This is a genomic window from Acidovorax sp. LjRoot66 (genome assembly GCF_964253305.1).
Taxonomy (GTDB): domain Bacteria; phylum Pseudomonadota; class Gammaproteobacteria; order Burkholderiales; family Burkholderiaceae_C; genus Acidovorax.
The window spans coordinates 2,991,507-3,015,781 of sequence record NZ_CAXUQU020000001.1 but is presented as its reverse complement, the minus strand read 5'-3'; the positions used below and the strand labels follow the sequence as shown (position 1 = coordinate 3,015,781).

Annotated in this window: 33 protein-coding genes and 2 tRNA genes; 27 read left to right on the top strand and 8 right to left on the bottom strand. The window is 66.3% G+C overall.

What is annotated here, in order from left to right:
* Positions 1-67: 67 nt before the first annotated feature.
* The 23 genes from ACSQ3Y_RS13975 (at position 68) to ACSQ3Y_RS13865 (ending at position 11,088) form a co-directional block, all read left to right on the top strand.
* Positions 68-262 (top strand): hypothetical protein, encoded by a 195-nt coding sequence (locus tag ACSQ3Y_RS13975; RefSeq protein ID WP_436177700.1) that lies wholly within the window; start codon positions 68-70, stop codon positions 260-262.
* Between the two features lie 3 nt (positions 263-265).
* On the top strand, positions 266-589 hold the full coding sequence (locus ACSQ3Y_RS13970) for a hypothetical protein (protein WP_436177699.1): 324 nt from the start codon (positions 266-268) through the stop codon (positions 587-589).
* Entirely contained in the window at positions 586-930 is a 345-nt protein-coding gene (locus ACSQ3Y_RS13965; protein WP_436177698.1) for a hypothetical protein, read from the top strand. Before ACSQ3Y_RS13970 ends, ACSQ3Y_RS13965 begins: the two co-directional genes overlap by 4 nt.
* Positions 927-1,241, top strand: coding sequence for a hypothetical protein (locus tag ACSQ3Y_RS13960; protein WP_436177697.1), 315 nt, complete (start codon positions 927-929; stop codon positions 1,239-1,241). The genes ACSQ3Y_RS13965 and ACSQ3Y_RS13960 overlap by 4 nt, the downstream gene beginning before the upstream one ends.
* Positions 1,238-1,582 carry a hypothetical protein gene (locus tag ACSQ3Y_RS13955; protein WP_436177696.1) on the top strand — a complete coding sequence of 115 codons (345 nt, stop codon included), beginning with the start codon at positions 1,238-1,240 and terminating at the stop codon, positions 1,580-1,582. The genes ACSQ3Y_RS13960 and ACSQ3Y_RS13955 overlap by 4 nt, the downstream gene beginning before the upstream one ends.
* Positions 1,575-1,829: a hypothetical protein gene (locus tag ACSQ3Y_RS13950; protein ID WP_436177695.1), complete on the top strand. Its 255-nt coding sequence runs from the start codon at positions 1,575-1,577 to the stop codon at positions 1,827-1,829. Before ACSQ3Y_RS13955 ends, ACSQ3Y_RS13950 begins: the two co-directional genes overlap by 8 nt.
* Before the next feature lie 19 nt (positions 1,830-1,848).
* Complete coding sequence (locus ACSQ3Y_RS13945) at positions 1,849-2,070, top strand: hypothetical protein (protein ID WP_436177694.1); 222 nt, start codon at positions 1,849-1,851, stop codon at positions 2,068-2,070.
* Entirely contained in the window at positions 2,067-2,234 is a 168-nt protein-coding gene (locus ACSQ3Y_RS13940; protein WP_436177693.1) for a hypothetical protein, read from the top strand. The genes ACSQ3Y_RS13945 and ACSQ3Y_RS13940 overlap by 4 nt, the downstream gene beginning before the upstream one ends.
* 105 nt (positions 2,235-2,339) lie before the next feature.
* The gene (locus ACSQ3Y_RS13935; RefSeq protein ID WP_436177692.1) at positions 2,340-3,365 is read left to right on the top strand and encodes a recombinase RecT; all 1,026 of its coding nucleotides are present in this window, start codon (positions 2,340-2,342) and stop codon (positions 3,363-3,365) included.
* The gene (locus tag ACSQ3Y_RS13930) at positions 3,295-5,220 is read left to right on the top strand and encodes a YqaJ viral recombinase family protein (RefSeq protein ID WP_436177691.1); all 1,926 of its coding nucleotides are present in this window, start codon (positions 3,295-3,297) and stop codon (positions 5,218-5,220) included. Before ACSQ3Y_RS13935 ends, ACSQ3Y_RS13930 begins: the two co-directional genes overlap by 71 nt.
* Before the next feature lie 191 nt (positions 5,221-5,411).
* Entirely contained in the window at positions 5,412-5,657 is a 246-nt protein-coding gene (locus ACSQ3Y_RS13925; protein WP_436177690.1) for a hypothetical protein, read from the top strand.
* The gene (locus ACSQ3Y_RS13920) at positions 5,654-5,935 is read left to right on the top strand and encodes a hypothetical protein (protein ID WP_436177689.1); all 282 of its coding nucleotides are present in this window, start codon (positions 5,654-5,656) and stop codon (positions 5,933-5,935) included. Before ACSQ3Y_RS13925 ends, ACSQ3Y_RS13920 begins: the two co-directional genes overlap by 4 nt.
* Positions 5,932-6,138 carry a hypothetical protein gene (locus tag ACSQ3Y_RS13915; protein WP_436177688.1) on the top strand — a complete coding sequence of 69 codons (207 nt, stop codon included), beginning with the start codon at positions 5,932-5,934 and terminating at the stop codon, positions 6,136-6,138. The genes ACSQ3Y_RS13920 and ACSQ3Y_RS13915 overlap by 4 nt, the downstream gene beginning before the upstream one ends.
* A 17-nt stretch (positions 6,139-6,155) precedes the next feature.
* A complete protein-coding gene (locus tag ACSQ3Y_RS13910) occupies positions 6,156-6,890 on the top strand; it encodes a hypothetical protein (RefSeq protein WP_436177687.1) in 735 nt (244 codons plus the stop codon).
* A complete protein-coding gene (locus ACSQ3Y_RS13905; RefSeq protein WP_436177686.1) occupies positions 6,883-7,512 on the top strand; it encodes a hypothetical protein in 630 nt (209 codons plus the stop codon). Before ACSQ3Y_RS13910 ends, ACSQ3Y_RS13905 begins: the two co-directional genes overlap by 8 nt.
* Complete coding sequence (locus ACSQ3Y_RS13900) at positions 7,509-8,078, top strand: Lar family restriction alleviation protein (protein ID WP_436177685.1); 570 nt, start codon at positions 7,509-7,511, stop codon at positions 8,076-8,078. The genes ACSQ3Y_RS13905 and ACSQ3Y_RS13900 overlap by 4 nt, the downstream gene beginning before the upstream one ends.
* Positions 8,075-8,254 carry a hypothetical protein gene (locus ACSQ3Y_RS13895; RefSeq protein WP_436177684.1) on the top strand — a complete coding sequence of 60 codons (180 nt, stop codon included), beginning with the start codon at positions 8,075-8,077 and terminating at the stop codon, positions 8,252-8,254. Before ACSQ3Y_RS13900 ends, ACSQ3Y_RS13895 begins: the two co-directional genes overlap by 4 nt.
* Positions 8,251-8,634, top strand: coding sequence for a hypothetical protein (locus ACSQ3Y_RS13890; protein ID WP_436177683.1), 384 nt, complete (start codon positions 8,251-8,253; stop codon positions 8,632-8,634). The genes ACSQ3Y_RS13895 and ACSQ3Y_RS13890 overlap by 4 nt, the downstream gene beginning before the upstream one ends.
* Positions 8,627-8,857: a hypothetical protein gene (locus ACSQ3Y_RS13885; RefSeq protein WP_436177682.1), complete on the top strand. Its 231-nt coding sequence runs from the start codon at positions 8,627-8,629 to the stop codon at positions 8,855-8,857. The genes ACSQ3Y_RS13890 and ACSQ3Y_RS13885 overlap by 8 nt, the downstream gene beginning before the upstream one ends.
* Entirely contained in the window at positions 8,841-9,221 is a 381-nt protein-coding gene (locus ACSQ3Y_RS13880; protein ID WP_436177681.1) for a hypothetical protein, read from the top strand. The genes ACSQ3Y_RS13885 and ACSQ3Y_RS13880 overlap by 17 nt, the downstream gene beginning before the upstream one ends.
* Position 9,222: 1 nt before the next feature.
* Positions 9,223-9,684: a hypothetical protein gene (locus ACSQ3Y_RS13875; RefSeq protein ID WP_436177680.1), complete on the top strand. Its 462-nt coding sequence runs from the start codon at positions 9,223-9,225 to the stop codon at positions 9,682-9,684.
* A 78-nt stretch (positions 9,685-9,762) separates the two neighbouring features.
* A complete protein-coding gene (locus tag ACSQ3Y_RS13870) occupies positions 9,763-10,014 on the top strand; it encodes a hypothetical protein (RefSeq protein WP_436177679.1) in 252 nt (83 codons plus the stop codon).
* Between the two features lie 33 nt (positions 10,015-10,047).
* On the top strand, positions 10,048-11,088 hold the full coding sequence (locus ACSQ3Y_RS13865) for a site-specific integrase (protein ID WP_436177678.1): 1,041 nt from the start codon (positions 10,048-10,050) through the stop codon (positions 11,086-11,088).
* 74 nt (positions 11,089-11,162) lie between these two features.
* Here ACSQ3Y_RS13865 and ACSQ3Y_RS13860 read toward each other — a convergent pair.
* From ACSQ3Y_RS13860 to uvrC, 6 genes are all read right to left on the bottom strand, one after another.
* Positions 11,163-11,238, bottom strand: a tRNA-His gene (locus tag ACSQ3Y_RS13860).
* Positions 11,239-11,288: 50 nt separating this feature from the next.
* Positions 11,289-13,220, bottom strand: coding sequence for a SurA N-terminal domain-containing protein (locus ACSQ3Y_RS13855; RefSeq protein WP_436177677.1), 1,932 nt, complete (start codon positions 13,218-13,220; stop codon positions 11,289-11,291).
* 65 nt (positions 13,221-13,285) lie between these two features.
* A tRNA-Val gene (locus ACSQ3Y_RS13850) sits at positions 13,286-13,361 on the bottom strand.
* Between the two features lie 15 nt (positions 13,362-13,376).
* Positions 13,377-13,649, bottom strand: coding sequence for an HU family DNA-binding protein (locus tag ACSQ3Y_RS13845; protein WP_007858657.1), 273 nt, complete (start codon positions 13,647-13,649; stop codon positions 13,377-13,379).
* A gap of 514 nt (positions 13,650-14,163) precedes the next feature.
* Entirely contained in the window at positions 14,164-14,730 is a 567-nt protein-coding gene (gene pgsA, locus ACSQ3Y_RS13840) for a CDP-diacylglycerol--glycerol-3-phosphate 3-phosphatidyltransferase (protein WP_057200909.1), read from the bottom strand.
* A 156-nt stretch (positions 14,731-14,886) separates the two neighbouring features.
* Positions 14,887-16,938, bottom strand: a complete 2,052-nt coding sequence (uvrC, locus tag ACSQ3Y_RS13835; RefSeq protein WP_436177676.1) for an excinuclease ABC subunit UvrC — start codon at positions 16,936-16,938, stop codon at positions 14,887-14,889.
* 171 nt (positions 16,939-17,109) lie between these two features.
* On the opposite strand from uvrC, the gene fabV reads away from it, so the two are divergent.
* From fabV to ACSQ3Y_RS13820, 3 genes are all read left to right on the top strand, one after another.
* A complete protein-coding gene (gene fabV, locus ACSQ3Y_RS13830) occupies positions 17,110-18,315 on the top strand; it encodes an enoyl-ACP reductase FabV (RefSeq protein ID WP_436177675.1) in 1,206 nt (401 codons plus the stop codon).
* 791 nt (positions 18,316-19,106) lie between these two features.
* The gene (locus tag ACSQ3Y_RS13825) at positions 19,107-20,171 is read left to right on the top strand and encodes a hypothetical protein (protein WP_436177674.1); all 1,065 of its coding nucleotides are present in this window, start codon (positions 19,107-19,109) and stop codon (positions 20,169-20,171) included.
* Positions 20,172-20,203: 32 nt separating this feature from the next.
* A complete protein-coding gene (locus ACSQ3Y_RS13820) occupies positions 20,204-21,163 on the top strand; it encodes a hypothetical protein (RefSeq protein WP_436177673.1) in 960 nt (319 codons plus the stop codon).
* A gap of 18 nt (positions 21,164-21,181) precedes the next feature.
* On the opposite strand, the gene ACSQ3Y_RS13815 is transcribed toward ACSQ3Y_RS13820, so the two are convergent.
* The gene (locus ACSQ3Y_RS13815; RefSeq protein WP_436177672.1) at positions 21,182-22,153 is read right to left on the bottom strand and encodes a LysR family transcriptional regulator; all 972 of its coding nucleotides are present in this window, start codon (positions 22,151-22,153) and stop codon (positions 21,182-21,184) included.
* Positions 22,154-22,391: 238 nt separating this feature from the next.
* Here ACSQ3Y_RS13815 and ACSQ3Y_RS13810 point away from each other — a divergent pair, with 238 nt between their 5' ends.
* On the top strand, positions 22,392-23,585 hold the full coding sequence (locus tag ACSQ3Y_RS13810) for an MFS transporter (protein WP_436177671.1): 1,194 nt from the start codon (positions 22,392-22,394) through the stop codon (positions 23,583-23,585).
* A gap of 7 nt (positions 23,586-23,592) precedes the next feature.
* Here the strand turns inward: ACSQ3Y_RS13810 and ACSQ3Y_RS13805 are convergent, their stop codons facing one another.
* Positions 23,593-24,258 (bottom strand): alpha/beta fold hydrolase, encoded by a 666-nt coding sequence (locus tag ACSQ3Y_RS13805; protein WP_436177670.1) that lies wholly within the window; start codon positions 24,256-24,258, stop codon positions 23,593-23,595.
* Positions 24,259-24,275: the final 17 nt, after the last annotated feature.

Below are 24,275 nucleotides of genomic sequence, written 5' to 3'. Positions count from 1 at the left end.
TTGTCACTTTAGAATGATCTAAAGTACTCCAACGCCGCAAACGCGGTAACCAGTTGGAGAGATCAAGATGAACGAGACGATGGGATACGCACTGGCCGCCGTGATTGGCCTGTCTTCCATGGTGGCCACCGGTGCCATGTTCTTCGCCCCGATGGGCATTGCGCTGGGCCTGATGACCGTCGAAGGCTCTCTGGCCACGGTTCTCGGTGGCTTCGGTATCGCGGCAGCTGCAGGTCTGGTGCTGAGCCGGGTGGAGGTCTGAGCCATGTCAACCCACGCTGCAATCCCAGCTGCCTACGCGGCGCCCCGCCCTGTAAAGGGCGAGCACGAAATCACGCTCTACCCCGAGTGGTCCGACGACGAGCCAGTGGTGTGCCACTTCGAGCACATCCCGGGCGAAGAGCAGACCCGCGACTACCCCGGCTGCCCCGAGGAAATCAACCTCACGTGCGCCTATGTGCGCGGGTGGGACTGCTACCGCCTGCTGGATGACAAGCAGATCGCTGACCTTGAGCAGCGCATTGCCGAAGAACCGCGCGAACCCGAGTTCGACGACATCGACCGCCCCGAACTGGAGTACCTGCCATGAACGATGAGCTGTTCACGAAGCTGGAAATTCCAGCCGGCAAGGTGATCGCCGAATGCCCTTGCTGCTCTTCGGATGGCGAGCTGTACCAGTTCCAGAAGGACAAGGACGGCCCGGCCTCGAAGGTGGTGATGTGCGCCAACGGGACCGCCTTCGGCCCGCAGATCGGCGTCGCCAACGAGGGATGCCCGCTCTACATGCCCGGCGATGACCACTATCGCGCAACGATCCGCGAGGCCATCGCCTATTGGAACGACTACAGCAAGGAGCTGCAGGCCATCAGGCGCAAGAACTCTTGGGCTCGCCATTCTGCACTCCGCGCCCAGGAAGGCGGTGCAGCATGAGCGCCGCCCACACTCCAGGCCCATGGGTTGCCGATGGTGTCCGCGTTGATGCCGAGAACGGCAACGTGCAGCGCATCGCGGTCTGCCACTTCGCAGAGGTGGGGAGCAACTGGGCCGGGACTGACTTCTCGCAGCGCCAAGCCGCCAATGCCCGGCTGATCTCTGCCGCGCCCGAGCTGCTGGATCTGGCTAAGCGCTGGGATGCCCTTGATTCGGGCGCTTGGCATGCCGACCGCCATGAAGCCGAGAGGCGGGAGCTGATAGCCGACACGCGCGCCCTCATAGCCAAGGCCACCGGGGGCGCCGCATGAGCCGCCTCGTCCAAGACCTCGCAGCAGCCCAGCGCGCGAGCACTGCGGCACAGGCTGCGGCCAAGGCCGAGAGCGATGCCTACACGCGCGGCACCTGGTCCCTTGGACCTACCAAATCTCGCAGCGCCTGGATCGTGAGCACCGAGCTAGTCGTCGGCGGCGTGCGCGGGACGGATGACGTCGGTTACTACGGCGGCCACCTGATCGCCGAAACAGTCACGGCCGCCAACGCGCGCCGCATCGTGGCCTGCGTGAACGCCTGCGCCGGCATCCCCACTGCTGCACTTGAGCTGTGCGGCACATGCATTGATACCCCCGAACAAGGAGATGCCCATGGCTGACCGAAAGAAGAACTGGAGCGTGGCCGATGCGGCCCGGAGCATCCACGGCCTGATGGTCTGCTCCTGCTGCAGCAAGCCCATTTCTGAAGGTCTGTACCGGGTCCGCGATGCGGGCGACCGGTTCATCACCCACCACCAGCAATGCACGCGGGACTGGGCTGGCTGGAAAGGCGTGAGCACCCAGACCCCCGACGAGTTCGACGACATCAACTACACGGAGATCGGCGATGGCTCAAGCAACGACTAGCCCCAACCTGAGCACCGCCGTGTGCGTCATCGCAATCCTGAGCGCGTTCCTGTGGGTCCAGCACGACGATGCGCGGGCCAAGAAGGAAGACGCCGCGCGCCGCCCCGCTGCCCAGGAACGCCGCGCCACGGGTGCTGAGCGTGCCTGCGGGCCCAACGCGGAGCCCGTGTGGGTTGACTCGACCACGGTGCAGTGCCTGCGCCGGGTGGATTCCGCCACTGTGGCGGGGACCACCCTGTGAAGCGCCCGCTCTCTGGCCGCGCGTGGTTCGAGGCGCAGGGCCGCCGCGCCGCTTCCACAGGCCTGCCGCGCACGCCCCTGTCGCAGATGTGGCGCAACTGGCCGGCCTGGGCGCGCGATGCGTGGTCGCAGGGCTGGGCCGATCAGCAGGGCTTTCGGCCATGACCTACCTCGACCTCTTCCGCCTCGCCTTCCTTGGCCTGGCCACCTCCGCTGCCACCGGCCTGCTGGCCGGGATTCTTTACCCACTGTTCCGTTGAGGACCACCCCATGAGCGCTATCACGCCCCAAGAAAACACCGCCCTGACCGCCCCGCGCGGCATGGGATTCGACCTGTCGCCGCAGACCTTCGAACAGGCGATGAAGTTCAGCCACATGCTGGCCGAATCTGACCTGGTGCCCAAGGACTTCAAGGGCAAACCCGGGAACTGCCTCATCGCAATGCAGTGGGGTTCCGAGCTGGGCCTCAAGCCGCTGCAGGCCCTGTCCAACATCGCAGTCGTGAACGGCCGCGCCGCACTGTGGGGCGACGCTGTGATCGCTCTGGTACGCAGTAGCCCGCTGTGCGAGTACGTGCAGGAGTCGGACGATGGCCACACCGCCACGTGCCGCGCGAAGCGCCGGGGTGAGCCCGAGCAGGTCGTGACGTTCAGCATGGACGACGCCAAGCAGGCCGGGCTGTCGGGCAAGCAAGGGCCCTGGACGCAGTACCCGAAGCGGATGCGCCAGATGCGCGCCCGCGCCTTCGCCCTGCGCGACGTGTTCCCCGACGTGCTGCGCGGCATGCCCGTGGCCGAAGAAGTTCAGGACATGCCCACCGAGCGCCACATGGGCGAGGTAGAGCGCGTGGACCCAGCCCGCACGCAGGGGCCAGCTGCATTCCCTGTCGAGCGCTTCACGAAGAACCTGCCCGAGTGGCGCAAGGCAATTGCCCTGGGCAAAGCAACGGCCGACAGCGTGATTGGCAAGGCCCTGACCATCGGCACCCTTACGCCGGAGCAGGAAGAGGCCGTGCGTGCGCCGTTGACCGATGCCGAGAAGGCCCCGGCGGCCAAACCAGCAGCCGCCCAGCCCGTGGGCCAACAAGTCACGGATGTGCAGCCCAAGGGAGAAGCCCCAGCGGCCGATCGCCAAAAGTTCACCTTCGCGCAGGTGTCGGAGTTCCTGCACAGCGCAACGGACCTGGCGGCACTTGGCGTGGCGGCCGAGTTGATCGGCGCCGTCGATGACCCGCAACACCGTGCCGAGCTTGTTGCCCTGTTCGAAGAACGCCAGTTCGCCTTCGAAGCTGAGTAATTGCATCGGAGATGGCCAAGGACAACGGCCAGTTTCGGCCCTAACGAAAACCACGGAGAAAATCATGACGCCACTTATCGACGCACCACAAGGCAGCAGCGCCTGGCACGCAGCACGAGCAAAGCACTTTTGCGCATCCGAGGCCGCCGCCGCTGTGGGCTTGTCAAAGTACACCACTCGCGACGAGCTCATGCGCCAGAAGGCCACGGGCCTGATTGAGCAAGTCAGCCCCGCAAAACAGCGTCTCTTTGATTCTGGCCACGACGCGGAAGCGAAGGCCCGCCCGATCGCCGAAGGCATCGCAGGAACCGAGTTCTACCCGGTAGTCGCCACGCACGAAGTGGAGGGAATGCAGCTGCTGGCCAGCTTTGACGGCATCGACTTGCTGGACGAGGTGATCTGGGAAAATAAGTTGCTGAACCAGTCTTTGGTACAGCAGGTGCAAGCGGGCGACTTGGAGCCGCACTACTACCTGCAGCTGGAGCACCAGCTTCTGGTCAGCGGTGCCCAGCGCGCGCTCTTCACGACCAGCGACGGTACTCCCGATGGCACGTATTCGCTGTGGTACGAATCGAAGCCCGAGCGCCGCGCGGAACTGATCGCCGGATGGAAGCAGTTCGCAGTCGATCTCGCCGCTTATGTGGCGCCCGACGCCGCCCCGCAGAAGGTGGTGGCCGAATCGGTCACGACGCTGCCCGTGGTGTCCTGCCACGTGTCCGGCGATCTCGCCGTGAAGCACAGCCTGCCAGCCTTCGAGATCGCATGGAAGGACTTCCTGGCAAACAAGCTGGTGCGCGAGCCCGAGACGGACCAGGACTTCGCCAACCTGGAACAGCAGGTCAAGGCCATGGAGGCGGCAGAAGCCCAACTCGACGCCGCCGAGGAATCTGCGCTGTCCGAAACCGAGGTGCTCTCGCAGTTCATCGTGCTGAAGCGCGCCCTGCGGGACATGGTTTGCGAACAGCGCAAGGCTTCGAAGAAGCAACTCTCCGAGAAAAAGGAAAGCATCAAGCTGGCACAGGTGCAACGTGGACAGAAGGCTTTCGCCGAGCACATGGCCAGCCTGAACACGCGCCTGGGCAAGCCGTACATGCCCCAGGTGCCCACCGATTTCCCCGGCGTCATCAAGGGCAAGCGCACCGTGGACAGCCTGCGCGGTGCCGTGAACGACGAACTGGCCCGCGCCAAGATCGCGGCCAACGAGATCGCCGACCGCATCCAGCTGAACCTGAACACACTGCGCGAGCAGGCCACGGCCCATGCCTTCCTGTTCGCCGATGCGCCCACCCTGGTGATGAAGGCCAACGACGACCTGCAGGTGCTGATCAAGTCGCGCATCGGCGAGCACGAGGCCAAGGAGGCCAAGCGCCTGGATGACGAGCGTGCGCGCATCCGCCAGGAAGAGCAAGCCCGCGCCGACAGCGAGGCCCGCGAGAAGCTGCTGCAGGAGGAACGCGACGCACAGGCCGCCATCGCCCAGGCCAAGGCCGCCGAGCAGCTGGCCGCCCCGCTGGCCGACGACCTGAGCACCCTGGCGCGCGAGAAGACCCAGGAAGCCGTGGCCGGTATCGACGCCGGCCAGGCCATCAGCCAGGCACAGCGCGCGGCAGCTGCAGGCCCTGCTGTGGTGCCCCTGCGCGCCGCGCCAGCGCCAACCACCCAGCCCACGCTGAAGTTGGGCGCCATCGCCGAGAGCCTGGGCTTCAACCTGACCGCCGACTTCCTGCGCTCGCTTGGCTTCGAGCCCGCCGGCAAACAAGGCGCCCACGGCGTCTACCACGAGGCTCAGTTCCCCCAAATGCTGGCCGCCCTGGTGCGCCACATCGAGGGCGTGCAGGCCAAGGCCGCCGCCTGATCAATTTACGGGGCGGCGGCAGTGGTCCTTGACTGCCGGTAATCGCGTTTGACGAAGCTGGCGGCAGGCATGTGTACGAGCCAACTCACGCGGGCGACTGCGAGCAGGTGTGGCGCGCGATGGTCAAAGCGGCGCCCAAGTTCACCCCACAAGACCCACCTATCGCGGCACCGAGCCGCCAGGAGCCATAGATGCCCGCAATCACGACTGACCTGCAGCCCAGCATGGAGTTATGCACCGGCGCTGTGGAATCGCTGCACCCCGAAACCAGTGACCGGCTGACCGGCCCTCTGCTGTTCGGCTTCTATCCCGACGAAGCCAGCCCCGAGTTGTGGATTGAACAGGAGGGCAAGCGCGTGCAGTTCTTCGCCGACGCCCTGCCAGCAGTCATCAAGCAACTCAAGCGCGCGGCACTGGCCGCCAAGGAGACGACATGAGCTGTGGATACACAGGACGCCACTTCGGCGCCACCTACCCGGACGCAGCCTGCATCGACGGCGAACTGTGGGACCTCGATTCCTGCGACGAGCCGGGCGGCGCTTTGCACAGTGGCGGCGACATCCCTTGCCCCCGTTGCAACACCCGCGAATACGTGGGCTGTCTCATGGACGGCTACGACGCTTCGGGCAATGCCCGCCAACGCCGCCGCGCACGCCGCACGCTGATGCGCAAGGTACGCACCCGGGCCACCTGCCCCCCTAAGGAGACGACATGACCAATTCAGTAACCCGCGAAGAGTGGGTGGCCGCGTGCGCTGATCGCTACCTGGAACGTTCGGACATTGACGCCGAATCTGCCGCATCTTTCGCCGAAACCTGCGCCGACCAACAGGAAGAAATCGAAGGCCCATACAGCGCTGAGTGGGAATCGCCCAGCGATGCAGCCGACGAGGACATGACCTATTGGGATGCCGAATGACCCGCCAAGGAGACAACATGAGCAACCCTGACCTGAAAAGCATCCTCACCGCAGCGCTGCGCTCTGGCATTGCACACAACAACGGCGCGGGCGGCCAATACCTGCTGTGCGCGACCGAAGCCCAGCTGTGCGCCTTCGCCGCAGCCCTCGCCCCCACTGAGGCCGCTGCAATGGCGGCAACGGTGCCGGCAGCCGAGCCGATGTTCTGGGTGCGCCTGCGCAGCGACGGCGGATATGAAGGCCCGATCCACAACGACGCCATCGAACGCGTGCGCAAGGAATCTGGCGGATGGACGCCTCTCTACCCCGATGTCTCCCCCACTGAGGCGGCGGCGGAACTGGCCGGGTGGCAGTCCATGGAATCAGCGCCTCGCGATGGGACGCATATTTTGGCGTGGCTGCCAGATTCTGAAACGTGTTACGTGGTGTGCTGGGCCGATGCTTCAAACGGCATTCGCAAGGAGCTAGGTAGCACACGGCCTGGGTGGCATCTGGCGTGGGACGGCTATCGATTCGACGCGCCGGCCCCCGACTATTGGCACCCTCTGCCAGACGGCCCAGAACTGGACGCATGGAAGTGCGACCGCTGTCATGGGAAAGGGTGGCACTGGGAGGCTGTAAGCATCAATCATGGCAAGGAAATAGGCGTGGAGAACGTTGACCTAAAGACATCCTGCGATGACTGCGAGGGTGTTGGTTGGTGTGGGCCAGACGCAGACCGTGCCGCCCCCAAGGGAGATAGCAATGGCTGATGCACCCAAACCGAAGCGCCACATGCTGCACATGGAAGTGCCAGGAAAGAACTGCATCGTGGGCTATTGGTCCGATGATGCGCTGGCGCCTGACGGCTACCCACCACTGCCCGCGCCGTATGCGAGGGCCGTTGTTGGTGGTCTGTCGCGCGGCGTAGAGTACCCCGATATTCCAGCCACCTACACGGCCGACCAGATGCGCGCGTTCGTGGACGCTGATCGCGCTGCCAGGGCCACCCCCTCGCCACCAGTAGCAGCACCACCAGCCACGCCCGTGACGCAGAGCGATTGGCAGTGGGTGCCAAAGGCCAGCACGGCAGCCATGCAATGGGCGTTCGACCGGGCGAATGTCCGGTTCGCTGACGGGACGGGGCGCACGCACCCCATGGACCCGGCGTCCGAGTTCAAGGCACGGTATGCGGCGTTGCTTGCTGCCGCCGCGCAGCCCCAGCCCCAACCAGCCCAGCCGCTCACGGATGAACAGGTGGCATACCTGTGCGGCGAGGCGAATCGCGGGTACTGCATCGACCGCGAGGACTACTTCAAGGCCTTCCGTGACGCAGAAGAAGCCCACGGCATCACCGCCCCCAGCACCCCTACCCCACCCGAGGTTGCCCCATGAACACGACACCGACACTGCTGCCCTGCCCGTTTTGCGGCAATTCCAAGAACCTTGCAATCTTGAACGAGAGGCCAGACCACAGCGGTGGCTACTTCATCGCGTGCCACGCATGCGAAGCAAGCACAGGGTTGCGCTTCGCATGCGGTGATGACCCAAAGCCTTTGCTGACCGAGCAATGGAACCGCCGCGCCGCACTCACCCAGGGCGCTGGGGCAGTCGAGCCAGTGGCGTGGATGGACGACGGGCAGACACGTTACGGAGGTACGGGGGATGCCGAACAGCGCGTTGTGACGACTGCCGTGAAGGCGCTATTGCCGCCTGGCCGACGAGCGCACTACATCCACCCTCTCTACGCTGCACCGCCCGCCCAGCAGCTCCAGCAGGCAGTGGCGCGCGCCCTGGAGCCGATCCAGCAGGCCATCCGTGACTACCACTATGCGCTGGACACCCGGCAGCACGGCGGCATGGCGCAGATCAACGCCTTTGACGCCATCTGCGGGCATCTGGATATGGACTGGCAACCGGGCCAGGAAGCCGCCATCCGCTTGAAAGGAACCCATCCATGACCGCAGGGCAAATTCAGATCGGCTGGGCCATCCTCGACCGCGATGCCCGCTACATGTTCTTCCCCATGGACTCCTACAAGGAGGCATGCGGCTACTGCGAGGACGGGGCGCAGCCAGTGCCGGTGCTTGCCGACAAAGCAGTGCTAGACCAACACGAGAAGGACCAAGGACTATGACTGAAACCATCACCATCGTGTACCGCGACATCACACCCGCTGAGGCGGTTGTCCTGGCCGAGCACCCCAAAGCTCGCGCGAGCGCCTGGAGCGACCTCATGCACGAACGAGACGACGCAAAGGCCGCCCTTGCCGCAGCCGAGGCGAGGAATGCCACGCTGACGGACGATGCGGCTCGGTATCGCTTCCTGCGCAACTGGACCCGAGGCGTGCGCTCGGTTGAATTTGGGTGTGCCGACTTCGCGTTTCCGAAGATTCGAGTCGCTGCCGGCGTCAATGTCATGCGCGGGGCCGTCTGCCAACACCTCGACGCCGCCATTGACGCCGAGCTGGCCCGCGCTGCTGCCTCTATCAGCACCAAGGGGGATGGACATGGCTGAAATCATGACCGAGACAGCGCTGGTCTTCGCCAAGCTGAGCGAAGTGGCCATCACCAACGACGACCCAATGCGCCAAACCAAGCGCGAGCTCAAGGCCGCCGCAGAAGCTGCGCTGCGCGAAGGTGTGCGCCAGGCTAACGCGCTGCTGAACTGCATCGAGCAGACGGGCTGGGACTTCGAGCGCGCCACCAAGGAAGGAGATACCCATGCTGACCCCCGCTGAAATTCGCGACATGAACATCGCCGCGCAGGACCAAGCCATCACAGGCGTCCACCCAGCGCTGCACCTCGCCCGCGCAGTCGAGGCCGCCACGCTCGCCACAGTCACCCCTCTGGTGCAGCAGCTGTCGGAATGGAAGGAAGGCGACCGTGTGACCGGCGACTTCCACCACGGCCAGGCCGCGACCATCACCAAGGTGTTCGTCGGCTTCCACTACGAACTGGACGAGCCCCACGACCTGGGCCCGCGTCACGGGACGATCAAGTCCGGCACCGTCTACGACACTTCGGGCTGGCGGAAATTGCCAGTTGCTTCAGATGCTGCCGCCCAGCCAGCGCAGGCAGGGGCGGACAGGGCGGGAGGGTGAGATGGCACTACCCTACGAAAACGCAACCAGCGGCGGCGCAGCGCTGGAGGAAATCCGCAAGGTGCTGACGAAGTTCGGCTGCGCGCGCTTCGGCACCATGACCGACACCGAGGCCGGCGAACTCATCGTGCAGTTCAGCTTTCGCGGCCGGGACGTGACGGCCAAGGCCAGCTATCGGGGCTATGCCGCCGCCTGGATGAAGGAGCACCCCTTCACGCACCGCACGCGCGGCAGCCGGACCGACCACGAAAAGAAGGCGCTTAAGCAGGCCGAAATCAGCGTCTGCAGCGTGCTGCGGGACTGGATCAAAGGCCAGGTAGTCGCCATCGAAACGGGCGTGCTGACGTTCGAAGGCGCATTCCTTGGCCAGATTCTGCTGCCCACCGGCAAGACCGTGCTTGAGCAGATCGACAACCAGGGCCTGCTGCCCGCGCTGGGAGGTCCAAATGGCCAGCCGACGTAGCCGCCAGCGCCGCGACAAGCGCGCACCTGTACCTGACTTTGATGATTTGCCCGACAGCGGGCAGGAAGGAGTGACACGATGACGACGCCAGACCTGCAAGACGACGAGATCGACAGCATCTGCGCTGGCCTGACGCAGAACGCCGCGAAGGTGCGCTACCTGCGCGGCCTGGGCCTGCGTGTGGACCAGCGCCCCAACGGCCGGCCCCTGGTGGCCCGCGCCGAGTGGGAGCGCCACTACGCCGCCCGGCAGCCGCTGGTCGACGCCACGGCACAACCCGCCATGGCGCCCAGCAATGGACCGCGCTGGCGCACTGCGGCGGCGGGGTAAGGGATGGGCCGCAAGAGAGACAGAGCAAGCGGTATGGGCCTTCTGCAGCGCATGGAGGCGCGCCCCTGGGCCGACGGGAAGACCATCACCTACCGCTACCACCCCGTGGGTGCGGCAAAGCCGATCAACCTGGGCACCGACCGGGCCGCCGCTCTGCGCAAGGTGCTGGACATGAACGGCCAGCCGAGCGGGCAGACCGCGGTGGGCACGCTGCGCTGGGTGTGGGACAGGTTCACCAGCGACAGCCCACGCTGGAAGAAGTACAGCCAGGCCACCAGGGACGACTACACCGACGCCTGGAAGCAACTGGGGGAGCGGCTGGGCGACATGCACGTCGGCGAGATCAACACTGCCATCGTGGCCCGGTACGTGCACGTCGAGCGGGCATCGGCGCCCCGGCGCGCGGACATCGAGAAGAGCCTGCTGTCCCGGCTGTTCGGGTACGGGATCATCCTGGGGGTGTGCACTGAGAACGCCACCAACGATGTGGAACCCCACGGTGGCGAGGCGCGCACCAAGGCGGCCAAGCCCGAGGTGCTGGCCAAGTTCCTGACGTGGCTCGAGTCGCAAACGCCACAGATGCGCATCATCGGCATGGCGGCCGAGTACTGCAGCCTGGCCGGAAACCGCCAGGTGGAATTCCTGCCGCTAACCTGGGACATGGTGGACGATGCCGCCAAGGAGGTGCGCACTGTGCGCGCCAAGCAGCGCGGCAAGAAGCGCGGGACCGTGATCGAGGTGGTGGAGGTCACGCCGAAGCTGGCGGCCTTGCTGGGCCGGCTACGCGCGCTCAGGGGCACACGCGGCACCGATTGCGTCTTTGTGTTTCCGACGCGGGACAACAACCAGTATTCGGCCAGGGGGTTCAAGTCGCTGTGGCAGCGGTCCGTTCAGAAGGCCCTGCAGGAGGGCGTGCTGACCAAGGAGGTCCGCTTCACCTTCAACGACCTGCGGGCTTACTACGTCACCGAGCACAAAACCAGCCGTGGCCACCTGCCTGATTTGCACAAAAACAAGGCAACGACCGCCGGCGTTTATGACCGCAATACTGAGGTTCCGCGCGAAGCCTTGTAGTACGAATATTCCCACCGTGGGAATAAAAAGCAAAACGCGCTAGGGCTTTGATAGCACTAGCGCGTTTGTTTATCTGGGGTGGCTGATGGGGCTCGAACCCACGACAACAGGAATCACAATCCTGGACTCTACCAACTGAGCTACAGCCACCGTTTGAGATTCAAATTATAACCCGGGTTTTTACCCTCCGGGCCCAATTTTCAATTTTCTGTCTGGCTGATGGTGAACTCGGAGGGGCGGGTCACCTTGATCTCGGTCTTGAAGCGCTCCTTGAGCATCTCGTAATAGGCCACGCCCTCGGCGGAGCTCCACCACTGCATGAGCTGCATGCGCTCTTGCTGGGCGCGCTGGGCTTCGGGCTTGTCGCGGGGGACGATGCGGTTGACCTTGATCACCGCGTAGCCCTGGCCTGCGCCCAGGTCGACGCTGGTCCAGGCGGGCAGCTTGTCGGCGTTGGCGCGCAGGGCGGCGTCGATCAGGGGGCGCGGGTAGTTCATGGGCGTGTCGCGGGCGATCACGGCGGGGGCCGTGAGGCCGCTGGCGGTGTCGGGCTTGGCGGTGTACTCGGCCAGCTTGGCCTCGCCTTCCTTGCGCGCCAGCTCGGCAGCCTTTTCGGCCACATACAGGGTGCGCACCTTGTCGCGGACCTTGTCCAGCGGCAGGGTTTCGGCCGGGGTGTACGAGACGATGCGGCCAGACGCCATCTGGCTCGGGCCCACTTCGACGGCTTCGGTGTTGCGCTTGTTCTGCACCGAATCCGAGGAGAACAGGGCTTCGAGGAACTTGGCGTTGGCAAACGCGCCGGTGGCGCCGGGCACGGGGGTGCGGGTCACGCCGTTGGCAGTCTGCACCTTGAGCTTGAGCTTCTCGGCCACGGGGGCCAGGCTGTCGGCCTGCTCGTACACGCCGTTGGCAAACGCCTCGGCCACTTCGGCGTACTTGCGCTGGGCCTGCTGGGCCTTGAGCTCCTTCTCCATGGAGGGGCGCAGTTCTTCGAAGGTGGGCTGGCGCGGCGTCTTGATGTCGGTGACCTGGATGATGTGGTAGCCGAAGTCGGACTCCACCACGTCGCTGATGTCACCCTTCTTCAGGGCAAAGGCGGCGTCTTCGAACGGCTTGACCATGGCTTCGCGGGCGAAGAAGTTCAGGTCGCCACCCAGCGCGGCAGAGCCCGTGTCTTCCGACGACTTCTTGGCCACGTCGGCAAACGTGGCGGGCGCCTTGCGCACCTGGGCCAGCAGCTCGGTGGCGCGGGCCTTGGCCTTTTCGCGGTCGGCGGCGGACATGTCCTTCCCTGCCTTGATCAGGATGTGGCTTGCGCGGCGCTCTTCCTTGCCGGCCAGGCGGGCCACGTTTTCCTTGTAGTAGGTGCGCAGGTCGTCTTCGTTGAGCGTGATGCCGTCGCGCACGGAGTCGAGCGTGAGCAGCAGGTACTCGACGTTGGCCGATTCGAGCTGCTTGAACTGGTTGGGGTGGGCCTTGTAATAGGTTTCCAGGTCGGCATCGGTGGGCGACACCTTGGCGGCGAAGTCGGCGGCGTTGAAGCGGGCGACCTGGATCTCGCGGCGCTGGTACAGCGCGTCGAGCGCCTGGCCGGTCTGCGCGTCGGTCACAAAGGCCGAGCCCACCACGCCACCCAGGATCTGGTTGACCGAGAGGTCGTTGCGCACGCGCGCCTCAAAGCCGGCGGGCGTGAGGCCCTGGCTGGCGACGAGGGTGCGGTAGCCTTCGGTGTCCATGGTGCCGTCGGGGCGCTTGAGCGCGGCGATCTGGGGAATCTCGGCCAGGCTGCGGGCCAGGCGGGCGTCGCTGGTCACCATGTGCATCTTCTGCGCGGCGGCGGCCAGCACGCGCTCGCGCACCATGCGCTCCAGCGTGGCGTAGCGCGCTGCGGGCGAGTCGAGCATCTTCGCGTCCATGGTGGGCTGCTGCGCACGGATGCGGTCGCTCTCCGCGCGGTGGGCATTTTCCCAGTCGGACTGGGTGATCTTGTTGCCATCAACGCGGGCGACCACTTCGCTCTTTTCAGAGAAGTACTTGCTGTCGATGCCCACCAACACGAAGGAGGGAATGACCAGCAAGAACAACAAGATCATGACGATCTTGGAGTGCTTGCGGATGGATTCAAACATGATCAAACTTTCAGTGACAAAAAAACAAAAGGCGAACTTGCGTTCGCCTTTTGGTCCGGTGGGGGTGGTGGGTCCTGACGGTCTCGAACCGCCGACCTACTCCGTGTAAAGGAGCCGCTCTACCAACTGAGCTAAGGACCCCACCTAAACGGGTCTTCAGTTCAAGGCGTCTTTCAAAGCCTTGCCTGGACGAAACTTCGGCACTTTAGCAGCTTTGATCTTGATCGTATCGCCCGTACGGGGATTACGGCCGGTGCGGGCAGCGCGCTTGCCCACGGCAAAGGTGCCAAAACCGACGAGCGAAACGGTACCACCCTTTTTCAGGGTCTTCTTGACGGCCTCGATCGTGGATTCCAGGGCACGCGCTGCAGCGGCCTTGGAGATGTCGGCGTTGTTAGCGATGTGCTCGATCAGTTCGGTTTTGTTCACAAGAAGCCTCTCGGGAAAAGCGTTGATGAATGAAGTGTGTCTTGGGGTATCTGGTCTTCACACGTCAGAAGGCTCAACCGAGTGAGGCTGGATGTCTGCAGACGGGGGAATGACTGGCGTACACAGCAGGGGCTGCTGCATCAGATTAAAGCCATCGACTTTCAAGGTGTCAATACAACACGCCGTATTGCAACAGCGTTGGGCTGAATTCTAGTCGTATTTCACGCCCTGGCCGGGCTTGCGGCGCGCTTTTGTCTCAAACGCGCCGTATGCGCGCGATTCCCGATTGACAGCCTTGCCAAGCCTGCGCTTGCAGGCTTTGGGTGCCCCAACACGGGGCACAAAAAGAGCATAGCAGCCATGCCGATGCGCAATTTCAGAGCAAGCTTATACACAAAGAATTGATCGGCCCACAAAACTCAGCGCAGCGGTTCTGGCTAGGCGCTGCGTCGCAGGCAGTACCAGCGGCACGACAAGACGCAGCAACGACGCCAGAAGAGTTTTTTTGGTCGATCTACTTCACACGGGCGCGAATTTCGGGCAACGCCTTCTGCAGGTAGTACACCATGGACCATACCGTGAGCACAGCAGAGGCCCAGATCAGCCAGGTGCCCCACACGCCCGTATCGATCACGCCGAGGATGCGTCCGTCGTACAGCAAAAAGGGGATGGCCACCATCTGCACCGTGGTCTTGACCTTGCCGATCATGTGCACGGCCACGCTCTTGCTGGCCCCGATCTGCGCCATCCACTCGCGCAGGGCCGAGATGGCGATCTCGCGCCCGATGATGATCAGCGCCACGAACACGTCGGCGCGCTGCAGGTGCACCAGCACCAGCAGCGACGCGCACACCAGGAACTTGTCGGCCACCGGGTCGAGGAAGGCGCCGAAGGACGAGGTCTGGTTGAGCTTGCGCGCCAGGTAGCCGTCGAGCCAGTCGGTGGCGGCGAACACCACGAACATCACCGTGGCGATGAGGTTGCGCATGCCGGGGTCGATCGGCGCATAGAACACCCCCACGATCAAAGGTATCGCGACGATGCGCGTCCACGTCATCAGGGTGGGGATAGTCCAGAACATGGCCGCGATTGTGCACCACTGGTGGATAGCCTTCAGGCCTGAACTGACGCTCCGCCTGAACCGCGCACCGCGCTGGCACAAGCCCCCTGCAGCCGATGGCCATGGCGGGGCGCCTGCCAGCGCGGTTGCGGCATGCAGGCGCCAAGATGACGCCCCCTACCTCAGCGCCTTGTAGATTTCCTCGGCCAGGTCGCGCGATATGCCATCCACCGTGATCAGATCCTCCACGCTGGCGCTGGCCACGCCGCGCACGCCGCCAAAGCGCTGCAGCAGGCGGGCGCGCTTCTTGGGGCCCACGCCGGGGATCTCTTCGAGCTGGCCGCCGCCCACGCGCACCTTGGCGCGCGCGGCGCGCATGCCGGTGATGGCAAAGCGGTGGGCCTCGTCGCGGATCTGGGCCACCAGCATCAGTGCAGCCGAGTCCTTGCCCAGGTAGACCTTCTCTCGGCCATCGGCAAACACCAGTTCCTCCAGGCCCACCTTGCGGCCCTCGCCCTTTTCCACGCCGACAATGCGCGTCAGGTCCAGCCCCAGGGCGGTGAACACCTCGCGCGCCACGCCCACCTGGCCCTTGCCGCCGTCGATCAGTACCAAGTCGGGCAGGCGCGCCACGCCCTTGGGCTTGACCGCCCCCTCGGCGTTGGCGGTATCCGGCGGCGGCGCGGCGGCAAAGTCGATGCCACCGGCCTCGCGTGCGGCCTCCACCACCTTGCTGTAGCGGCGCGTGAGCACCTGGCGCATGGCGGCATAGTCGTCGCCGCCGGTGATGCCCTCGATCTTGTAGCGGCGGTACTCGCTGCTCTGCATCTTGTGGTGGTGGAACACCACGCACGAGGCCTGCGTCGATTCGCCCGCCGTGTGCGAGATGTCGAAGCACTCGATGGTGAGCTGGTCCAGGTCCTCGGGCGGCAGGTCCAGCGCCTCCACCAGGGCGCGGGTGCGCGCCTGCTGCGAGCCCTCTTCGGCCAGCAGGCGGGCCAGTTGCAGGTCGGCATTTTTTTGCGCCATGTCCAGCCAGGCGCGGCGCTGCTCGCGCGGCTGGTGGATGGCATTCACACGCACGCCGGTCTGCTCCGACAGGGCCTCCATCAGCGCCTTGTCCACCGGCTCGCTGCACACCAGCACCGGCGGCACGGGCACGCCGATGTAGTGCTGGGCGATGAAGGCTTCAAGCACCAGCGCCTCGACGCGGCGCTTGCGCGCTGGGGAGGCAGGGGCAGTATCGGCGCCGCCCTCCCCTTCGGCTAGCGCTGGCACTGCGGCATCCTCTTCCTCTTCATGGATGGCCGCGGCGTCTTCCACATGCACCGGAAAGTACGGCCGGTCGCCCAGGTGCCGCCCGCCGCGCACCATGGCCAGGTTCACGCAGGCACGGCCGCCCTGCACGCGCACGGCCAGGATGTCCACGTCCTTGTCGTCCGTGGTCTCGATGGACTGCTGGTGCAGCACGCGCGACAGCGCCTGCATCTGGTTGCGCACGTCGGCCGCCTGCTCGAACTCGAGCTTGTCCGAGTGCGCCATCATGCGCACCTCCATGGCTTTTAGCACCTCCTGCGTCTCGCCGCGCAGCAGCGCCTCGGCGTGCTGCACGTCGGCCGCATAGGCCTCGGGCGACACCAGGTCCACGCAGGGGCCCGAGCAGCGCTTGATCTGGAACAACAGACAGGGCCGCGTGCGGTTGGCAAACACCGTGTCCTCGCAGGTGCGCAGGCGAAACACCTTCTGCAGCAGCTGAATCGACTCCTTCACCGCCCAGGCGCTCGGGTACGGCCCGAAGTAGCGGTGCTTCTTGTCCACCGAGCCCCGGTAGTACGCCATGCGCGGAAACACCTGCGAAGGCGAGCCCTGCCCCACTGGCGCCCCCGGTGCGCCGGTGATCTTGAGGTAGGGGTAGCTCTTGTCGTCGCGGAACAGGATGTTGAACTTGGGGTTCTGCGTCTTGATCAGGTTGTTTTCAAGCAGCAGCGCCTCGGCCTCGGAGCGCACCACCGTGGTCTCCATGCGCGCGATCTTGCTCACCATGTGGCCGATGCGCGTGCCGCCATGGTTCTTGGTGAAATAGCTCGACACCCGGCGCTTCAGGTGCCGCGCCTTGCCCACGTAGAGCAGCGCGCCCTGCGCGTCGAAATAGCGGTACACGCCCGGCAGGGGCGGCAGCGCGGCCACCTGGGCCAGCAGTTCTTCGGAATGCACTTCTTCTTCGGACATGGGGGCTATTGTCGCGGCAACGCAGGCAGGGCTTACAGACCACGCGGCCCGGCTGCAGATGGGCAGGGGCCGGGCAGGTAACGGGCAGGTGAGGGGCAGGCGCCATCGCGTGAGCGCAGTTACGGGTGCGGTATTCTCAAGCCAACTGGCACTCTATCCCCCGGATTCTTCATGATCATTCAACCCCGCATACGCGGCTTCATCTGCGTCACGGCGCACCCCCTGGGCTGCGAGGCCAACGTTCGCCAGCAGATCGATTACGTCAAGGCGCGCGGCCCCCTCGGCGGCCCAGGCGGGGCACCCAAGCGCGTGCTGGTGATCGGCGCATCCACCGGCTACGGCCTGGCCGCCCGCATCACCGCTGCCTTTGCGGGCGGCGCGGGCACGCTCGGCGTCTTCTTCGAGCGCCCCGGCACGCCGGACAAGCCAGGCTCCGCCGGCTGGTACAACACCGCCGCCTTCCACCAGCAGGCGGCAGCCGAGGGCCTGTACGCGGCCAGCATCAACGGAGACGGCTTCTCCGACGAGGTCAAGCAGCAGACCATCGAGACCATCCGGCGCGACTGGGGCCAGGTCGACCTGGTGGTCTACAGCCTTGCCGCACCCAGGCGCAAGCACCCCGGCACCGGTGAAGTCTTCAACTCCACGCTCAAGCCCATCGGCCAGGCCATCCAGGTGCGCAGCCTCGACACCGACAGCGCCGTGATCAAGGAGACCTCCCTGCAGCCTGCGACACAGAAGGAAATCGACGACACCGTCGCGGTGATGGGCGGTGAGGACTGGCAGATGTGGATCGACGCCCTGCAGGCCGCTGGCGTGCTGGCCGACGGCGCCAAGACCACCGCCTTCACCTACCTGGGCGAGCAGATCACCCGCGACATCTACTGGAACGGCTCCATCGGCGCCGCCAAGAAAGACCTGGACCGCCGGGTCATCGGCATCCGCAGCCAACTGGCCGCCCACGGCGGCGATGCGCGCGTATCGGTGCTCAAGGCCGTGGTCACCCAGGCCAGCTCCGCCATCCCCATGATGCCGCTGTACCTGTCGCTGCTGTTCAAGGTCATGAAGGCGCAGGGCACCCACGAAGGCTGCATCGAACAGGTCGACGGGCTCTTTCGCGACAGCCTGTATGGCGCGGCGCCCCACCTGGACGAAGAGGGCCGACTCAGGGCCGACGAGAAGGAGCTGGAAGAAAAAGTCCAGACCCCCGTCGGCCAGGCCTGGCACCAGGTGACGACAGAGAACCTGCGCGAGACCACGGATTTCGCAGGCTACCAATCGGAGTTCCTGCGCCTGTTCGGATTCGGGGTCGAAGGCGTCGACTACGGGGCCGATGTGGCGACCGATGTGCAGATACCCGGCGTCGTGAGCGTCTGAACGAAGTCTGGCGCCTGCCAGTCTGCAGGCTTTGCGCCTATGGACTGGATCAGGGAGCCTGCGGGCCGGTGCCCCATATCACCACACCGCATAGACACATGCGGTTTTCGCGCTTGGCGGCCCTGCGGGGGATGCTACCTTGGCGGTGACGTGTCACGCCACGTTTCACCCCTGCCCACCAGCCACGCAGGACCTACACCCCCACCTACCTGCAGGCCCGCTACGGCGCCCAGGCCGCCACCTGGCCCGTGCGCCGCCACCCCGTGGTCGAGCACATCCTGTCGCACCGCTCGGTGCGCAACTTTCTGCCCGACGCCCTGCCGCCCGACACGGTGCAGACCCGAGTCCACTGAAGCGGGGAAATCAGCTGTGCGTGAGGGTCTGGCAGGGCCGCAATCTAGGCGCCAGGCGCAGCCGGGTTGGATACCCGGCGAGCACGGCAACGACAAGTGCGGCCCTGCCAGACCCTCACCCTTCGGGCCGGGTGGCAGCGGGCGCATCACGGCGTTGCGGACTTTGACAAGGCGTGCACTTTGCAAGCGCGGGCAACGCCGCAGACGGCTCCCAGGCCAGGCAACGCGATCCCTGAAAACAGGGTTAACAGGCCCTGGCGACCTGGTGCTGCAGCGCCTGGCCAATGCCGATGCGCTCAAAGGCCGGCACCGGCTGGTGGAGGCGCTCAAGGGCGCGGGGTTGGCGCTGCGGTGAATGGCCCTGAACAATCACTTGCTTTTGCACGCCACCCAAGCGGTGTAAATTCCCTCCCATCAAAAAAGAGAGGGAATCGACTCATGAGGAAACTCACCACACGCTGGGCGGCCGCGGCTGCCCTGGCTTTGCCATTGTTCATTGCCCCTGCCGGCTCAGCCCACGCCGGCGATGCCGAAGAGCGCGGCGAAATCGCCGTGCTGTTCATCAAGAATTATTCGTCGGGCGACTACGCCAAGCTGGACGCCTGGTACACCAAGGCGCTGCGCGAGGACGCGCGCATGCCCTCCGGCGTCTACCGCGCCAACCGCATGGTGCGCTCCATCGCCAGCGGATTCGGCGGGGCTTCACCCCCGCCCCCGTGCGCCAAGGAGCCTTGCCCGCGCGTGAACGACGCCTTCTGGGTCGAGCACCAGCAACGGACCCAGGCCTGGCTGAAGCAGAACCCCCAGTCCACCCTGGCCGCGATCACCCTGGCCAGCGCCTACAGCAAGCAGGCCTGGGCGCACCGCGGCGGCGGCTACGCCAACACCGTGCGTGACGAGGACATGAAAAAATTCCAGGAGCTCAACCAGCAGGCCTTGCGCACCTTGTTCGCGAGTGCCGAATACGGCCGCAAGGACCCCAACTGGTGGTCCGAGTTGCTGACCTACGCGCAGTACGGCCAGGCCAGCCGCCAGGACTATGCCAAGCTGGCCCAGGACGCGATCGCTGCCTTCCCCCGCAACCACGACGTCTACTTCACCATCTCGCAAAGCCTGCTGCCGCAATGGGGCGGCAGCTACAAGGCGATTGCCGACCTGGCGGCGCAGGCGGTGGAGAACACCAAGGCCGAACAAGGCCAGACTTTCTACGCCCGCATCTACTGGAACGTGTACTACGGCCTGAACCACCAGGGCGCCGCGGTCTTCGCCCGCCCCGACGTGGACTGGCCGCGCATCCGCGCAGGCTTCGAGGACTTGGTCAAGCGCTACCCCGACAACTACAACCTCAACTCGTACGCCCGCATGGCCTGCGTGGCCGCCCAGGACAAGAAGACCACGGCCGAGGTGCTGCAGCGCATCGCCCAGGACGTGGTGCCCGACGCCTGGGAAGGCCGCAACGAGTACGTGCGCTGCAAGAGCTGGTCGCAGGGCAACGCCTCGTGATGCGGCGCCCATCGCTGGCGGTAGCCACCGCCTTGCTCCTGTATCTCGGCATGGCCGGCACGGGACTGGCCCAGCCGACCTTTCGCGACTACATGGGCGCCTACCAACTGCTTGAACGACAGGCGTTCTCCCAGGTGGAGAGCCTGTACGCCGCAGCGTCGGAGCAGCCCGCCACCAACTCCAGCCGCAATGGTGCCGAGTCCTTCTTCAGCGCCCTGCGGGCGCGCAGCGGCGGCGTGGGCGGCAACACGCCCGAAGCCACAGCCGCCTGGGACGTGGCCAGGCAGTGGGTGCAGGCATCGCCCACCAGCGTGCCGGCTGCCATCTTCCTGGGCCGGCTGGCGGTGCGCGATGCCCCCGCCAACCGCGACTGGGCTGCGCAGGAACGCCAGACATCAGAGGCCATCCAGGCGCTGGACAAGGTGAAGGAGCAAGGCCGCAAGGACCCGATGTGGAACGCCACCTACATCGCCCTCAAGACCATGGGCGGCGCCACTCCCGCGCAGACGGTGGCCCTGGTCAAGGCCCACCTGCCCGCCATGTCGGAGCCAGGGGAAATGTTCTTCGAGGAAGTGGTGACCGCGCTCGACCTCAAGAGCACCGACGCCCTGCCCCAGTTGCGGGAGCTGGCGGACATGGCCGTGCAGCGCACGGCCAAGACCCGGGGCAAGGGCATGCACGCGGTCATCTACCTGTCGGCCTTCTTCCACGCGCCGGCCCTGCGGCTGGCACCCTTCAAGCCCGGGGTGACCGACTGGAACACCATGGACACAGCACTCACTGACCTGGTCAGCCACCGCCCCAGCAGCACCGACCTGGTCCAGCACGCCGCCATGGCCTGCGTGGCCCAGGACAGGAAGCGCACCACCGAGCTCATGGGCCGGGCCCCTGGCCCCAACGGCCCGGAGGCCGCCTTCTGGCGGGCCTGGGGCGGCGAGCCCTTCTACGAGCGGTGCAAGGCCTGGGCGTTCGGGCGGCAGGTGCCGGCCTGAATGGCGCCGGCAGCCCGCTCAGGCTGCCTTTGCACCCGCACCAACCGGAGACTCACCCGGCACTCGCCTTCGCACTCGCGCAACCGGAGCCGCCGCCAGCCGGTGCAGCACTTCCCGCAACGCCAGCGCCGCAACCCCCAAGGCCCGGTCCGTGCGCCAGGCCAGGTAGGTCTGCGTCTGCGCCACGCCCTGCGGGCCCAGGGCCGTGGCGGGCAGGGGCAGCAGGTGCCCTTCGGCCAGCTCGCGCTCCACCGCCCATTGCGGCAGGCGGCCCCAGCCCACGCCGGCCAATATCAGGGCGCGCTTGGCGTCCTGGGTGCCTACGCGCAGGGTCTGGGGTGAGAGGACGCCAAAGTCGCGCCCTTCGGACAGGTCGCTCGGGTCCTCCAGCACGATCTGCAGGTGGTCGGCCAGGTCCGCGCCCGCCAGGGTCTTGGCGCGGCGCTGGGCCAAGGGGTGTGCCCGGGCCGCCACCGCCACGATGGGCACCGCCTGCAATGCCTCGGTCTCGATGCGCGGGTCGCGGAAATCCTCGCCCGCCATGATGGCCAGGTCGCAGGCCTCGTCGCGCAGTGCCTGCAGCGTGCCGCCCAGCGGTGCGGTGGCCAGGCGCAACCGCACCGATGGCAGTGCGGCGCGCAACTCGCCCAGCGCTGCAGCCGCCAGGGGCAGCGGGTAGAGCGTGTCCACCATCAGGGCCAGCTCGGTCTCCACGCCCTCGCCCAGGCCGCGCGCACGCGCCCGCAAGAAGTCCACCTTGAGCAGCACGGCGCGCGCGTCCTCCAGCAGGGCGGCGCCCGCCGCCGTGAGCGTGGGCCGATGCCCACTGCGGTCGAACACCGCCACGCCCAGCTGGTTCTCGAGGTTGGCAATCGCGTGGCTCACGGCCGACTGCGCGCGCAGCAGGCGCGCGGCCCCGGCGCGAAAGCTGCCGGCCTCGGCCACAGTGACGAACATGCGGATCTGATCGAGGGTGAGGGCGTCGAGCATGAAGGGCCTTGTTGATCTGTTTCATAGATCAAGATGGCCTGAATTTTATGGCTTCCGTAGATCAATCCATGTGCCGATACTTGGACTCATCCCGATCACAGAAAGACGTTGGCGCCACCATGACCCAGGTTCTCGTTCCCTCCTATCCCTCCTGCGGTCACACCACACCCACGTCCCAAGGCATGCGCAGCCCGGGTAGCGGCACCGAGGCGCTCGGGTTTGCGCAGGGGGTGGCGTGATGCACGCAAACGAAATTGCACGACCACTACCCGCCCCGCCACCCACCGACTGGCGCGCCGTGGCCGTGGTGGTGGCCGCCGGCGTGGCCTCGTCCTTCCACCTGGGCAAGGTGGCCATTGCGGCACCGCAGCTGCAGTCCGGCCTGGGGCTCAGCCTGGCCATGCTGGGCGCCCTGGGCGGCACCTTCGCCGTGCTTGGCGCGCTGGGTGGCGTGGCTGCGGGCTCTGTCATCGCCCGTGCGGGAGACCGCCGCATGCTGGCCCTGGGCCTGGTGGCCACGGTGCTTGGCGCGCTGCTCGCCGTACTGTCCGGCAGCTATGCGGCGCTGCTCGCCTCGCGCGGGGTGGAGGGGCTGGGCTTTGTGCTCATCACCGTGGGCGGGCCCACCGTGCTGGCGCGGCTGGTGCAGGCCGCCGACCGCAGCCGCGCCATGGCGCTGTGGAGCTGCTTCATGCCCACCGGCATCGCGCTGGCCATGCTCACTGGGCCGTGGTTTGGTGGCTGGCGCAGTCTGTGGGTTGCCGTAGCGCTGGCCTCGGGCCTCATTGCAGCGCTGGTGCTGTGGGCGGTTCCCCGCGCCACCGGCGCGCATGCCACGGCCGCATCGCCGCCCGCGCGCATCGCCGAGGTATGGCGCGGCCCCGCACTGGCGCTGGCCACCACCTTTCTGCTCTACAGCCTGATGTTCTTCGCGCTCTTCAGCTTTCTGCCCGTGCTGCTGCAGCAGCGCATGCAGGTGGGACCCAGCGCGGTGGGCCTGCTCGCAGCCCTGGCCAGCGCCGCCAACATCGCGGGCAACCTGGCCGCAGGCGCGCTGCTGCCCCGGGTGGGCCGCACCGTGCTGGGCACGGCCGCCGCCGCCGCGATGGCGCTTTGCGCCCTGGGCATCTTCGTGCCGGTGTTGCCCCCGTGGGCCGCCTTTGCGCTGTGCCTGGTGTTCTCGGCCATGGGCGGCCTGGTGCCGTCCAGCCTGCTGTCGTCGGTGCCGCAGGTCACAGCGACCCCCGCCCACGCCGCGCTGGCCGTGGGCCTGCTCATGCAGGGCAGCAACCTGGGGCAGGCGCTCGGGCCGCTGCTGGTCGGCAATGCGGTGGACCGCCATGGCTGGCCGGCAGCCGCGGTGTGCGTGGTGGTGGCAGCGCTGACGATGGGGTGCGCGGTGCGGTGGCGGGCGGGCGCTGGGGCCTCATAGGCGCACGTCAGCCCGTCCCTTCCAGGGTCGCAAGCACCCGCTGCGCCACGTGCGCGAATTCCACCGGCCGGTCCTTGAGCCAGGCATGCAGGTGGTGGCCCGCGCCGTCGAGCCGAAGCACCTCCACATGGCTGGCCTTGCGGGCACGCCGGATGTACTGGTCCTCCACCTGCCGTGGGATCACCGCATCCTCGGCGCCCAGCACCAGCAGCAAGCGCCCCTCGAAGCGTTCGAGCGCATCGAATGCGGGTGAAGCAGCAAAGTCGCTCGTCGCGCGGATCACCTGCTGGAACGCCGGCCCGAAGGGCACTTCCAGTGCCGCAGCCTCATAGGCGGCTGGGCAGTACAGCACCAGAGCGGGCGGGGCCAGCGCGTCGATCAGCGAACAGGCGATATGCCCGCCCATGCTCGACGCGATCAGCGACACGGGCCGGGGCATCTGGAGGAAGTCCACCACCGCCAGGGCCTGCTGCGCCCGGTCGCGCAGGCCAGAGTCGGCCATGCGGCCCATGCTCTCGCCCTGGCCCATGAAGTCGAAGGCCACACTGGAATGGCCCTGCCCGGCCAGAAAGTCCAGCAAGGGCTGGTACCCCAGGCGCGACGAGGCGCCGCCGCCATGCAGGGCCAGGGTGCGTGGCGCGTCGCCAGCGCTTGCATGAACGGTTCCGCGCAATGGCAGGTCACGGAAAG

Bases quoted from the DNA above. Each gene is read 5' to 3' on its own strand.
- ACSQ3Y_RS13975 (WP_436177700.1), top strand. From the start codon at position 68: ATGAACGAGACGATGGGATACGCACTGGCCGCCGTGATTGGCCTGTCT.
- ACSQ3Y_RS13970 (WP_436177699.1), top strand. From the start codon at position 266: ATGTCAACCCACGCTGCAATCCCAGCTGCCTACGCGGCGCCCCGCCCT.
- ACSQ3Y_RS13965 (WP_436177698.1), top strand. From the start codon at position 586: ATGAACGATGAGCTGTTCACGAAGCTGGAAATTCCAGCCGGCAAGGTG.
- ACSQ3Y_RS13960 (WP_436177697.1), top strand. From the start codon at position 927: ATGAGCGCCGCCCACACTCCAGGCCCATGGGTTGCCGATGGTGTCCGC.
- ACSQ3Y_RS13955 (WP_436177696.1), top strand. From the start codon at position 1,238: ATGAGCCGCCTCGTCCAAGACCTCGCAGCAGCCCAGCGCGCGAGCACT.
- ACSQ3Y_RS13950 (WP_436177695.1), top strand. From the start codon at position 1,575: ATGGCTGACCGAAAGAAGAACTGGAGCGTGGCCGATGCGGCCCGGAGC.
- ACSQ3Y_RS13935 (WP_436177692.1), top strand. From the start codon at position 2,340: ATGAGCGCTATCACGCCCCAAGAAAACACCGCCCTGACCGCCCCGCGC.
- ACSQ3Y_RS13930 (WP_436177691.1), top strand. From the start codon at position 3,295: ATGACCCGCAACACCGTGCCGAGCTTGTTGCCCTGTTCGAAGAACGCC.
- ACSQ3Y_RS13925 (WP_436177690.1), top strand. From the start codon at position 5,412: ATGCCCGCAATCACGACTGACCTGCAGCCCAGCATGGAGTTATGCACC.
- ACSQ3Y_RS13920 (WP_436177689.1), top strand. From the start codon at position 5,654: ATGAGCTGTGGATACACAGGACGCCACTTCGGCGCCACCTACCCGGAC.
- ACSQ3Y_RS13915 (WP_436177688.1), top strand. From the start codon at position 5,932: ATGACCAATTCAGTAACCCGCGAAGAGTGGGTGGCCGCGTGCGCTGAT.
- ACSQ3Y_RS13910 (WP_436177687.1), top strand. From the start codon at position 6,156: ATGAGCAACCCTGACCTGAAAAGCATCCTCACCGCAGCGCTGCGCTCT.
- ACSQ3Y_RS13905 (WP_436177686.1), top strand. From the start codon at position 6,883: ATGGCTGATGCACCCAAACCGAAGCGCCACATGCTGCACATGGAAGTG.
- ACSQ3Y_RS13900 (WP_436177685.1), top strand. From the start codon at position 7,509: ATGAACACGACACCGACACTGCTGCCCTGCCCGTTTTGCGGCAATTCC.
- ACSQ3Y_RS13895 (WP_436177684.1), top strand. From the start codon at position 8,075: ATGACCGCAGGGCAAATTCAGATCGGCTGGGCCATCCTCGACCGCGAT.
- ACSQ3Y_RS13890 (WP_436177683.1), top strand. From the start codon at position 8,251: ATGACTGAAACCATCACCATCGTGTACCGCGACATCACACCCGCTGAG.
- ACSQ3Y_RS13885 (WP_436177682.1), top strand. From the start codon at position 8,627: ATGGCTGAAATCATGACCGAGACAGCGCTGGTCTTCGCCAAGCTGAGC.
- ACSQ3Y_RS13880 (WP_436177681.1), top strand. From the start codon at position 8,841: ATGCTGACCCCCGCTGAAATTCGCGACATGAACATCGCCGCGCAGGAC.
- ACSQ3Y_RS13875 (WP_436177680.1), top strand. From the start codon at position 9,223: ATGGCACTACCCTACGAAAACGCAACCAGCGGCGGCGCAGCGCTGGAG.
- ACSQ3Y_RS13870 (WP_436177679.1), top strand. From the start codon at position 9,763: ATGACGACGCCAGACCTGCAAGACGACGAGATCGACAGCATCTGCGCT.
- ACSQ3Y_RS13865 (WP_436177678.1), top strand. From the start codon at position 10,048: ATGGGCCTTCTGCAGCGCATGGAGGCGCGCCCCTGGGCCGACGGGAAG.
- ACSQ3Y_RS13855 (WP_436177677.1), bottom strand. From the start codon at position 13,220: ATGTTTGAATCCATCCGCAAGCACTCCAAGATCGTCATGATCTTGTTG.
- pgsA (WP_057200909.1), bottom strand. From the start codon at position 14,730: ATGTTCTGGACTATCCCCACCCTGATGACGTGGACGCGCATCGTCGCG.
- uvrC (WP_436177676.1), bottom strand. From the start codon at position 16,938: ATGTCCGAAGAAGAAGTGCATTCCGAAGAACTGCTGGCCCAGGTGGCC.
- fabV (WP_436177675.1), top strand. From the start codon at position 17,110: ATGATCATTCAACCCCGCATACGCGGCTTCATCTGCGTCACGGCGCAC.
- ACSQ3Y_RS13825 (WP_436177674.1), top strand. From the start codon at position 19,107: ATGAGGAAACTCACCACACGCTGGGCGGCCGCGGCTGCCCTGGCTTTG.
- ACSQ3Y_RS13815 (WP_436177672.1), bottom strand. From the start codon at position 22,153: ATGCTCGACGCCCTCACCCTCGATCAGATCCGCATGTTCGTCACTGTG.
- ACSQ3Y_RS13810 (WP_436177671.1), top strand. From the start codon at position 22,392: ATGCACGCAAACGAAATTGCACGACCACTACCCGCCCCGCCACCCACC.